Here is a 10169-nt window from a genome sequence, read left to right as displayed (position 1 = left end):
CGGCGGCGGGCCCGAAACCGGCGCGTGGCCCGGGGCCGGGGTCGGCGGCGGGCCCGAAACCGGCGCGTGGCCCGGCGCCGGGGTCGGCGGCGGGCCCGGGGGCGGTGACGGGGCATGGGTCGGGGCCGGGGCCGGCGGCGGGGTGTGGGGCGGGGCCGGCTGGGGGCCGGTCACCCAGCGTTGGGTCGCGGGATCCCAGCGGGGGGTGTCCTGCGGGGGCACGCTCAGCCTCCCAGCGTGGTCAGGAGCCCGGCCAGGGCTGTGGCGGCGCTGACCGACTCCACCAGCGGAGCCCACCGCTCCAGGGCCCCGCGGAGCCGGGGGACGAGGCCGGGCCGGATCTCCTCGGCCCCTTCCAGTCCCTCGGCGACCCCGTCCAGTTCGGCGTCGAGCGCCGCCCTGTCCTCGCCGCGCGGCAGCCGTACGAGGGCCGCGCGCAGCTCCAGTACGGCGTCGAGGAGGACCTGCGGCCCGACCGTGTCCGAAGCCGCTCCCCCGTGGTGCACGGTGTTGGTGTTGTTGCTGCCGCCGATGCTGAACGCGCTGCCCTTGACCTCGCCGATGCGGACGGCGGGCTCCTGCCCGGCCGTGCCCGTACCCGTACCGCCGTTTTCAGTTGCCACCGGTACTCCCCTTGAACTTGGTGCTGTTGGTGTTGTTGCTGCCGCCGACGCTGAAGGCGCTGTGGTTCATCGACTGGATGAACACTCCGCCCTCGGCGACGGTGACCGCGCGCTGCGCGAACTCCTCGGTGTGCCAGCCCGCTTCGTGCAGTGCGACGACGACGCCTCCGACGACCCGGTCCTGGATGGTCTTCAGGAAGCGGTCGAGGTCCATCAGGTGGAACAGCGAGCCGTTGTCCTCGGAAGCCAGGTCGCGCACCGACACCCGCGGCCCCTCGGGCCGGGCTCCGCCGTGGCCGCCGGTGGCGATCCGCCACCAGCTCGCCAGTCCGCGGCCCAGCGTGGCCGCGGAGGCCACGAGGGATCCGGGGGTGTGGCGCAGGGCCCAGACGGCCTTGCCGAAACCGCTGTTGTTGCGGTAGCGCTGGGCGTCCGCGTCCGCGTTGTGGAAGTCGGTCCGGACGGGCAGCAGCACGTGCGGGGCCACCTCCAGCATCATCATCCCGCCCTGCGTGTGGACCCGTACGAAGACGGTGACGACGAGGTTCTCGTCCCAGCCGCCCACCCGCACGCGCAGGAAGTGCCGGCGGCGCTCGCCGCCCTCCTCGATGGCGGCGGCCCGCTGCTCGCCGAACTGCCCGTGCACGACCTGCGCGGTGTCCCGGTGCGGCAGCCCGCCCGCGGGCAGGAACACGCACTCGTCCAGGACCAGTTCGCGCATCCGGTCGCCCACGGCGGCGGCCTCCTCCGGGGAGCCGTGGGGGGAGGGCACCCGCAGGCGCTCCAGCAGCGGCACGATCCGCGCCAGGATGTGGGCGTTGGTCACCGGGACCGGCTTGCGGTCGGGGCCGAGGTCCTCGCGCGGGCGCAGCTCGACGGACAGCTGCCAGGGCCGGAAGGAATCACCCGCTCCGCAGAACGGGTCGTTGACGTCGTACATGATCATCGGTGCGTGCTGCTCGGCCCGGATGCGCTGGCGGACCCGCTGGAAGCGGACCCCGTCGGCGGCTTCGGCCGGGTCGTTCGCGTGGTCGGCGTAGCGGCGCTCGGAGAGGTCGGTGGCGATGGTCCGGAAGACGTGCCCGCGCTGGAGTCCCACGACGGTCACCACGGCGGCGAAGACGACCGGCAGCCACCACAGGGCGGCGGCTCCGGCGACCTCCGCGCCGCTCGGGGAGAACGGACTGACGTCCGAACCGCCCATCTCGTCCAGGAAGCCCAGCAGTTGGAAGCCGCCGCCGAAGCCGACCACCGCGAGCACGGCGAGCAGCAGCCACCACACGTAGATCCGCAGGACCACGGACAGGAACCGCAGCACCGGGACGTTCCGGGCACGCAGCCAGTCGGCGAGGCTCAGCAGCAGGAAGGGCAGGACGAATACGGCGAGGGCGCCGCCCGTGAGCAGGGAGCCGACGAACCAGGCCCCGAGGACGCCGGCGGCCCAGCCGAGCTCGGCACGGCGGGCGCGCAGCGCGTGGGCGAGGACCCGGGAGGCGTCGTAGCCGTAGGAGGGGGCGACGATCCGTTCCTCGTGCACGTACAGCTCGTCGATGACCCGGTCGCGGTACCCGGCGTCGAGGTAGGTTCCCGCACACAGGAAGCGACCGGCCTCGCTGAGGGAGGGGTGAACCGGGGGGCGGCCCGCGGAGGGACCGGACCAACTGCCGCTGGGCTGATGGGGAATCGGGTTCTCGGTCACCGACCGACCCTAGGGTTCCCCTCCATGCGACGACAGAAAGATTCACGCCAAACGCCCCGGCCAGGTTTGGCCGGGGCGTTTCGGTGTTCACACGGATTCGTACGCGTTCGTACGGTGGCCTGGTCGGCCGGGCCGTACGCGAACGATCAGATCAGGCCGAGCTCGCGCACCGCGTCGCGCTCCTCGACGAGCTCCGCCACGGACGCGTCGATGCGCGCACGGGAGAACTCGTTGATGTCCAGGCCCTGGACGATCTCGTAGCGGCCGTCCTTGGTGGTGACGGGGAAGGAGGAGATGATGCCCTCCGGGACGCCGTAGGAGCCGTCCGACGGGATGCCCATGGAGGTCCAGTCGCCCGCCGCGGTGCCGTTGACCCACGTGTGGACGTGGTCGATGGCGGCGTTGGCGGCCGAGGCGGCCGAGGACGCGCCGCGGGCCTCGATGATCGCCGCGCCGCGCTTGGCGACGGTCGGGATGAAGTCGTCGGCCAGCCAGGCCTGGTCGTTGACCAGCTCGGCCGCGTTCTTGCCGGCGATCTCCGCGTGGAAGATGTCCGGGTACTGGGTCGCCGAGTGGTTGCCCCAGATGGTCAGGCGCTTGATGTCGGAGACGGCGGCGCCGGTCTTGGCGGCCAGCTGCGAGATCGCGCGGTTGTGGTCCAGGCGGGTCATCGCGGTGAAGCGCTCGCGCGGTACGTCCGGGGCGGCGGCCTGCGCGATGAGCGCGTTGGTGTTGGCCGGGTTGCCCACGACCAGGACCTTGATGTCGTCCGCGGCGTTCGCGTTGATCGCGGCGCCCTGCGGCTTGAAGATGCCGCCGTTGGCGGAGAGCAGGTCACCGCGCTCCATGCCCTTGGTGCGCGGGCGGGCGCCGACCAGCAGCGCGACGTTGGCACCCTCGAAGCCCTTGTTCGGGTCGTCGAAGATGTCGATGCCGGCGAGCAGCGGGAAGGCGCAGTCGTCGAGCTCCATGGCGGTGCCCTCGGCGGCCTTCATGCCCTGAGGGATCTCCAGAAGACGGAGCTTGACCGGCACGTCCGCGCCGAGCAGGTGGCCGGAGGCGATGCGGAACAGCAGCGCGTAGCCGATCTGGCCGGCGGCGCCGGTGACGGTGACATTCACGGGAGTGCGGGTCATGGCCTTCTCCGTTAGACAGCTGGGGGTGGGGCGTCCTTGCCCCATGTGCTGGGAGGACGCCGCTCCGTGGCCCGGTAAATCTTGACGTGAAGAGACATCCGCGGTCAGGCTATCCGACCCTGGAACACCCCAATCCCCCGCCCCGTGTGGCGCGGGGCACACGGGGCGTCCCCCCGGGGGGTGCCGCGGGGCCCCGGAGGGTCAGCGGACCGTGAAACGGACCGCGGTCTCCAGGAAGGGGACGTCCAGTACCGGATGGGGCTCCATGACCAGGGCGAGCAGGGTGATCGCCACGCCCAGCAGGCCGTACGTGACCATGTCCGTGAAGCGGGAGCGCACCGCCAGCATGCCCACGGAGGGCAGCACCCGGCGCATCACCGCGCCCGCGACCAGCGCGATGCCGATCAGCAGGCAGCCGGCGCGCGGATGGTTCATCGCGGTGAGCAGCAGTCCGCCGGCCGTCGCGCTGAGGACGGCCAGCATCGGCCACTGCCGGGCCGGAGCCGGCGCGTCGCCGGGCGCGGCCCGGCCGCCGCCCTCGGGACGCGCGGTGTCCCGGGTGACGGAGGGGAAGCGGCGGGACCTGGCCCCCTCGTGCTCCCCCCGGGCGGCTGCCTCGGCGGGAACGGGCTCGGGGACCGTGCTGTGCTCCGGCGCGCGCTCAGCCGGCACGGGGAACCGCCCGCTCGGCCGCCTCGACCACGTTGACGAGGAGCTGCGCCCGGGTCATCGGGCCGACACCGCCCGGGTTCGGGGAGATCCAGCCGGCCACGTCCGCGACCCCGGGGTGCACGTCCCCGACGATCTTGCCGTTCTCGTCGCGGCTGACGCCGACGTCGAGGACGGCCGCGCCCGGCTTCACGTCCTCCGGCTTGACCAGGTGCGGGACACCGGCCGCCGCGACGACGATGTCCGCCTGGCGCAGCAGTCCGGACAGGTCGCGCGTACCGGTGTGGCACAGGGTGACGGTCGCGTTCTCGGACTTGCGGGTGAGCAGCAGGCCGATGGACCGGCCGACGGTGATCCCGCGGCCGAGGACGACCACGTGCGCGCCGTTGATCTCGACGCCGTGGTGGCGCAGCAGCTGGACGATCCCGTACGGAGTGCACGGCAGCGGGCCCGGCTCGTTCAGGACCAGCCTGCCGAGTGACATCGGGTGCAGGCCGTCGGCGTCCTTCGCCGGGTCCATGAGCTCCAGGACCCGGTTGGTGTCGATGCCCTTGGGGAGCGGGAGCTGCACGATGTAGCCGGTGCACTCCGGGTTGGCGTTCAGCTCCCGCACGACCTCCTCGATGTCCTCCTGGGAGGCCGTCGCGGGCAGTTCGCGCTGGAGGGAGGCGATGCCGACCTCGGCGCAGTCCTTGTGCTTGCCGTTGACGTACCAGCGGCTGCCCGGGTCGTCACCGACCAGCAGGGTGCCGAGGCCGGGGGTGATGCCCCGGGCCTTGAGCGCCGCCACGCGGGCGGTCAGTTCGGACTTGATCGCGGCTGCGGTGGCCTTGCCGTCGAGAATCTGGGCAGTCATGGACCCATCCTCCCGGATGGAGCGGCCGCGGATCCAGTCGCGGGTCCGGCCGCCGCCCCCGCACGGCCCGTCCCGGCTTCGTTCCTGGCGCGTTGCACTTGCACAACAAGTGCCGGGCGGGCGGCGTCCTGGCTGGACAACCCCGGTCCGGCCGGACGACGATGCGGGGATCAGTAGTGCCGCGGGCAGTGCCGGGGGGCGGGCCGCACGACTTGCAGTGACTCCTCCGCGCGTGCCGTGCGTCCCCGCACTCCACGGAGGAACACCCCAGATGAGCTTCGGCGACCCGAACAACCCGTACGGGCAGCAGCCGCAGGGCGGCCAGCCCGCCTACGGCTATCCCCCGCAGGCCCCCCAGGGCATCCCCGCCCAGGGCGGCTACGCCTACCCGCAGCAGGCCTACCCTGGCGTCCCCGGCTACCCGGGCTCCCCGCTGCCGATGCCGGGCGGGGTCAAGGGAGCGCGGGTCATCCTGTGGATCCTCGGGATCCTCCAGGCCCTCGGCGGCGTGGCCGTCGCCGTCATCGGCGCCGTGTTCGCCTCCGAGTTCGCCGACTCCAGCTCCTCGTCGAGCGACGCCGGCACCGCGCTGAGCGTCTTCTTCGTCGTCATCGGCATCGTCCTCGTCGGCATCTCGCTGTGGCCGATCCTGACCGCCGCCAAGCTGGGCAAGGGCCGAGGCGGCGTGCGGGTCTCCGGCATCATCTTCGGCTCGCTGCAGGCCGGATTCGCCGCCATCGGCCTGATCGGCAACGTGATCACGCTGAGCAGCCAGCACGGCACCGGAGCCGGCGCCGCCATGTTCTCGCTGGTCCTCACGCTGATCTCGCTCGGCCTGGGCGTCTGGATCATCGTCGGCCTGGCCAACTCCGCAGCGAGCGTCTACTTCAAGCGCCCGCAGTACTAGGCCGTCTCCGGTACGACCGCTCGTACCGGAGCCGCAGGCGGCGAAGGCCGCGTCCCGCACTGCTGCGGTACGCGGCCTTCGCCGCCTGCGGGTGGGCACCGGACCGAGTGACGCGGCGGCTCGGCGGCTCGGCGGCTCGGTGCCTCGGTACCTCGGTACCTCGGTACCTCAGTGGAAGAAGTGGCGGGTCCCGGTGAGGTACATCGTCACGCCCGCCGCCTTCGCGGCCTCGACGACCAGTTCGTCGCGCATCGAGCCGCCCGGCTGGACCACGGCCTTGATGCCGGCGGCCGTCAGGATCTCCAGCCCGTCCGGGAAGGGGAAGAAGGCGTCGGAGGCGGCGTACGAGCCCTGCGCGCGCTCGGCGCCCGCCCGCTCGACGGCCAGCTTCGCGGAGTCGACGCGGTTGACCTGGCCCATGCCGACGCCGACCGAGGCGCCGTCCTTGGCGAGCAGGATCGCGTTCGACTTCACGGCGCGGCAGGCCTTCCACGCGAAGGCGAGGTCGGCGAGCTCGTCGTCGGAGAGGGCCTCGCCGGTGGCGAGCGTCCAGTTCGCCGGGGCGTCGCCGTCGGCCTGGACGAGGTCGCTCTGCTGGAGCAGCACGCCGCCGGAGATGGGCTTGAGCTCGGCCGGCTGCTGCGGGGCGCCCTCCACCTTCAGGACGCGGATGTTCTTCTTCTTCGCCAGGACCTCGACGGCGCCCGGCTCGAAGTCGGGGGCCACGATGACCTCGGTGAAGATCTCCGCGACCTGCTCGGCGAGCTCGACGCTCACCGGGCGGTTGACGGCGATGACGCCGCCGAAGGCGGAGACCGGGTCGCAGGCGTGCGCCTTGCGGTGGGCCTCGGCGACGTCCTTGCCCACCGCGATGCCGCACGGGTTGGCGTGCTTGATGATCGCGACGCAGGGCTCTTCGTGGTCGTAGGCGGCGCGGCGGGCCGCGTCGGTGTCCACGTAGTTGTTGTAGGACATCTCCTTGCCGTGCAGCTGCTCGGCGTTGGCGAGCCCGCCCGGCTGGCCGTCCGTGTACAGCGCGGCCGCCTGGTGCGGGTTCTCGCCGTAGCGGAGGGTGGACTTGCGCTCCCAGGCGCCGGCCAGGAACTCGGGCAGGACGGCCTCCGGCTCCGGGGCGTACGCGTTCGTGAACCAGGAGGCCACGGCGACGTCGTACGCGGCGGTGTGCTGGAAGGCCTCGGCCGCGAGCCGCTTGCGGGCGGTGAGGTCGAAACCGCCGCCCAGGGCGGCGGCGAGCACGGCGTCGTAGCGCGCCGGGCTGGTGACCACGGCCACCGAGGGGTGGTTCTTGGCGGCGGCGCGGACCATCGAGGGGCCGCCGATGTCGATCTGCTCCACGCACTCGTCCGGGGTCGCGCCCGACTGGACGGTCGCGAGGAAGGGGTAGAGGTTGACGATCACCAGGTCGAAGGGCTCGACGCCCAGCTCGGCGAGCTGGTTGCGGTGGTCCTCCAGGCGCAGGTCGGCGAGGATGCCGGCGTGCACACGCGGGTGCAGGGTCTTGACCCGGCCGTCCAGGCACTCGGGGAAGCCGGTCAGCTCCTCGACCTTGGTGACGGGCACCCCGGCGGCGGCGATCTTCGAGGCGGTGGAGCCGGTCGAGACGAGCGCGACACCCGCCTCGTGCAGACCGCGGGCCAGCTCTTCCAGTCCCGTCTTGTCGTAGACGCTGATCAGCGCGCGCCGGATCGGGCGCTTCGACGCGGCGAGGTCCTCGTTCTCTGCGGTCACGGTCTCTGCGGTCCCTGCGGCCTCTGCGGCGGTCACTGGATTGTTACCTTTCGTCCCTCGATGCGGTAGCCGTGCCGGGCCAGGCGCCCCACGACGTCGACGAGCAGCTCGCGCTCGACTTCCTTGATCCGCTCATGGAGAGCGGCTTCGTCCTCTTCGTCCCGGACCTCGACCACACCCTGGGCGATGATCGGACCGGTGTCCACGCCCGCGTCCACGAAGTGGACGGTGCAGCCGGTGACCTTCGCGCCGTAGGCGAGGGCGTCCCGTACGCCGTGGGCGCCGGGGAAGGCCGGGAGGAGGGCGGGGTGGGTGTTGACGAACCGGCCGCCGAAACGGCCGATGAACTCCGGGCCCACGATCTTCATGAACCCCGCCGAGATCACGAGGTCCGGCGCGTGGGCGTCGGTGGCCTCGGTCAGGGCGGCGTCCCACTCCGCACGGCTCGCGTACGCCTTGACCGGGCACACGAAGGTCGGGATCCCCGCCTTCTCCGCGCGCTCCAGGCCGGTGATGTTCTCCCGGTCGGCCCCCACGGCGACGACTTCGGCGCCGAAGCCCTCGGGTCCGCCGGGGTGGGCGTCGATGGCGTCGAGCAGGGCCTGGAGGTTGGTGCCGGATCCGGAGACCAGCACGACCAGGCGGGAGGCGGCCATGGGAGGCCCTTTCTCGTCGAGCGGGGGCGCCTCCCGGCGTGAACCAGGGGCGCGTCGTTCGTCTTGTGTGATCGCATGAAACTACGGGTCCCCGATATACGGGGGACCATACGAAGCCACCGACCGCCTGCAACGATACCGGCACACCGGACGGCCCCCGAGGGACGGGGGGACGGGTGGGCGGTAGCGTCTGGCGTACACGCCGTAAACAGGCCTCGGACGTCCCAGCGGCGTCCACGACACAGGGGATGAAACACACCCGATGCCGGACCGCCCCCAGCCCGACCGCTCCACCGACGACAACCCCTTCGCGGCGCCCCCGGAAGGCCGGCCCGACCAGCTCTGGGAGCCGCGCGCCGGCAGTGACGGCGGCGACAAGCAGAAGCCCGGGTCGGGACCGGGCGCGGACCCCGGGTCGGGACCGGCACGCTGGGACCCCACGGACCCGATCCAGCGGCGGGCGCGGTACGCGCTGCTGGCCGGAATGTGGGGCTTCTTCTTCGGGGTCTTCGGCATTCCGTCGATGGGACTGCTGCTGGGCGCGCTCGCCCTGTACTGGGGGATCAGCGCGCTGCGCGGGGTCCCTGCGAAGCCGTCCGCGGACGGGGCGCAGGGCGGCACGGGCGCCTCGGCGTCGGACATCGGTACGGCGATGGGCCGGGGTGCCGGTACGGATGCGGGTGCGGCCTCGGGGGCCGATGCCGGTGCCGGCGCGGCTCCCGGCGAGGCCCGGGGCGGACTGTCGGCGCTGGGTGCCGCCGCCCGGCCCCAGCGGACGGCGGCGGCGAGCGGCCTCGTGACGGCTTCGCTGGCGATCCTGCTGGCGCTGTCCTCGTACGCGGTGCAGCTCACCTACAAGGACTTCTACGTCTGCAAGCAGGACGCCCTCACCAAGCCGGCCGAGCTGCAGTGCAACGACCTGCTGCCGGACAACTTCATCGGCAAGATGCTCGAGGTCCAGCGCTAGCTAGTCGATCCGGACGGCCTCGGGCTCGGGGTGACGGTCCGTTTCGGACTGCCCGGCCGGACCGGCCGCACCGGCCTGCCCCGGGTCCGTTGCCGGTCCCGGTCCCGTTGCCGTTTCGGGCTTCCGGCGGGTCAGTACGCGGGCTCCGGTCACCGGCGGGACGAGCGGGGCCGGGGGCGCCGGGAGGGACGATCCTGCCGGTACGAGGACTCCGGGCCGGGGCTCGGGTGCGGGCGTGGGCGCCCCCGCCCCCACCGGTGGCGGCTCCGCGGGCAGCGCGGGGAGCGGGATCGGGGTCAGGTCCAGCTTGAGGCCGGGCATGACCAGCACGGGACGCTTCCCCGGTGTGGACGCCAGCCGGGGCGCTTCCTGCGGAATCCGGGCCGGGGCCGGCCCGTCACCTTCGGCCGGGGTGCTGGAGAAGTCCGGGATCAAGGTGCCCGCCGCCCGGCGCAGGGCCGCCCAGCGGACCTCGCGCACGCCGCTGTCGTGCCAGCCGTCCTCGGCGTCGCCGGCATCGGCCAGGCCCTTCGCGGGCCGGTTCCGCCAGGCGTGCACGGTGACGGCCAGCGGGACCGCGAGGACCAGGGTCCAGCCCAGGGCCGCCCCGCCCGTCTGCCACCACACGGGGCCGAAGGCGGCCAGCTCCCGGGAACCGAGCGGCCCCGCCGAAGCCGCGGCGAGAGCGGCCGTCGCCAGCGCGCACACCAGGGCGCCCAGTGCCGCCGTCAGCGCGGTCTCCCCGTACGAGACATCGCGTGCCCGGCGTACCGCCAGCCAGCCCACCGCCAGCCCGGCCAGTACCGGCACCGCGCCGACGGCGCAGGTCAGCGGCGTGCCCGGGCCCTGCGGGGGCAGCGCCGCGAGCAGCGGGAAGCCCGGCAGCGCGGGCGAGCCGCCGAAGCCG

At 73.1% G+C, this 10169-nt stretch carries 10 protein-coding genes; 2 read left to right on the top strand and 8 right to left on the bottom strand.

Annotated features, from left to right (window positions below; genetic code table 11):
- Nucleotides 1-224 precede the first annotated feature (224 nt).
- The 5 genes from ABZY57_RS30310 to ABZY57_RS30290 all read right to left on the bottom strand — a co-directional run bounded on the left by ABZY57_RS30310 (nt 225) and on the right by ABZY57_RS30290 (nt 4983).
- Entirely contained in the window at nt 225-623 is a 399-nt protein-coding gene (locus tag ABZY57_RS30310; protein ID WP_356517360.1) for a hypothetical protein, read from the bottom strand.
- Nucleotides 613-2322, bottom strand: coding sequence for a hypothetical protein (locus ABZY57_RS30305; protein ID WP_356517358.1), 1710 nt, complete (start codon nt 2320-2322; stop codon nt 613-615). The genes ABZY57_RS30310 and ABZY57_RS30305 overlap by 11 nt, the downstream gene beginning before the upstream one ends.
- A 146-nt stretch (nt 2323-2468) precedes the next feature.
- The gene (locus ABZY57_RS30300) at nt 2469-3458 is read right to left on the bottom strand and encodes a malate dehydrogenase (protein WP_356517356.1); all 990 of its coding nucleotides are present in this window, start codon (nt 3456-3458) and stop codon (nt 2469-2471) included.
- 201 nt (nt 3459-3659) lie between these two features.
- A complete protein-coding gene (locus ABZY57_RS30295; RefSeq protein ID WP_356517354.1) occupies nt 3660-4130 on the bottom strand; it encodes a DUF3017 domain-containing protein in 471 nt (156 codons plus the stop codon).
- A complete protein-coding gene (locus tag ABZY57_RS30290; protein WP_254382492.1) occupies nt 4120-4983 on the bottom strand; it encodes a bifunctional methylenetetrahydrofolate dehydrogenase/methenyltetrahydrofolate cyclohydrolase in 864 nt (287 codons plus the stop codon). The genes ABZY57_RS30295 and ABZY57_RS30290 overlap by 11 nt, the downstream gene beginning before the upstream one ends.
- A gap of 271 nt (nt 4984-5254) precedes the next feature.
- Here ABZY57_RS30290 and ABZY57_RS30285 point away from each other — a divergent pair, with 271 nt between their 5' ends.
- The gene (locus tag ABZY57_RS30285; protein ID WP_356517352.1) at nt 5255-5890 is read left to right on the top strand and encodes a hypothetical protein; all 636 of its coding nucleotides are present in this window, start codon (nt 5255-5257) and stop codon (nt 5888-5890) included.
- 168 nt (nt 5891-6058) lie between these two features.
- Here ABZY57_RS30285 and purH read toward each other — a convergent pair whose 3' ends face one another.
- Nucleotides 6059-7639 carry a bifunctional phosphoribosylaminoimidazolecarboxamide formyltransferase/IMP cyclohydrolase gene (gene purH / locus ABZY57_RS30280; RefSeq protein ID WP_356517350.1) on the bottom strand — a complete coding sequence of 527 codons (1581 nt, stop codon included), beginning with the start codon at nt 7637-7639 and terminating at the stop codon, nt 6059-6061.
- A 32-nt stretch (nt 7640-7671) separates the two neighbouring features.
- Complete coding sequence (gene purN, locus ABZY57_RS30275) at nt 7672-8295, bottom strand: phosphoribosylglycinamide formyltransferase (protein ID WP_356517348.1); 624 nt, start codon at nt 8293-8295, stop codon at nt 7672-7674.
- A gap of 262 nt (nt 8296-8557) precedes the next feature.
- On the opposite strand from purN, the gene ABZY57_RS30270 reads away from it, so the two are divergent.
- Nucleotides 8558-9262 carry a hypothetical protein gene (locus ABZY57_RS30270; protein ID WP_356517346.1) on the top strand — a complete coding sequence of 235 codons (705 nt, stop codon included), beginning with the start codon at nt 8558-8560 and terminating at the stop codon, nt 9260-9262.
- Here the strand turns inward: ABZY57_RS30270 and ABZY57_RS30265 are convergent.
- On the bottom strand, nt 9263-10169 hold a 907-nt coding region (locus ABZY57_RS30265), incomplete at its 5' end, for a DUF6350 family protein (RefSeq protein ID WP_356517344.1).

Source organism: Streptomyces sp. NPDC006450 (assembly GCF_040612195.1).
GTDB lineage: Bacteria > Actinomycetota > Actinomycetes > Streptomycetales > Streptomycetaceae > Streptomyces.
This window is presented reverse-complemented; position numbering and strand designations above follow the sequence as displayed.

Bases quoted from the DNA above. Each gene is read 5' to 3' on its own strand.
- ABZY57_RS30300 (WP_356517356.1), bottom strand. From the start codon at position 3,458: ATGACCCGCACTCCCGTGAATGTCACCGTCACCGGCGCCGCCGGCCAG.
- ABZY57_RS30290 (WP_254382492.1), bottom strand. From the start codon at position 4,983: ATGACTGCCCAGATTCTCGACGGCAAGGCCACCGCAGCCGCGATCAAG.
- ABZY57_RS30285 (WP_356517352.1), top strand. From the start codon at position 5,255: ATGAGCTTCGGCGACCCGAACAACCCGTACGGGCAGCAGCCGCAGGGC.
- purN (WP_356517348.1), bottom strand. From the start codon at position 8,295: ATGGCCGCCTCCCGCCTGGTCGTGCTGGTCTCCGGATCCGGCACCAAC.
- ABZY57_RS30270 (WP_356517346.1), top strand. From the start codon at position 8,558: ATGCCGGACCGCCCCCAGCCCGACCGCTCCACCGACGACAACCCCTTC.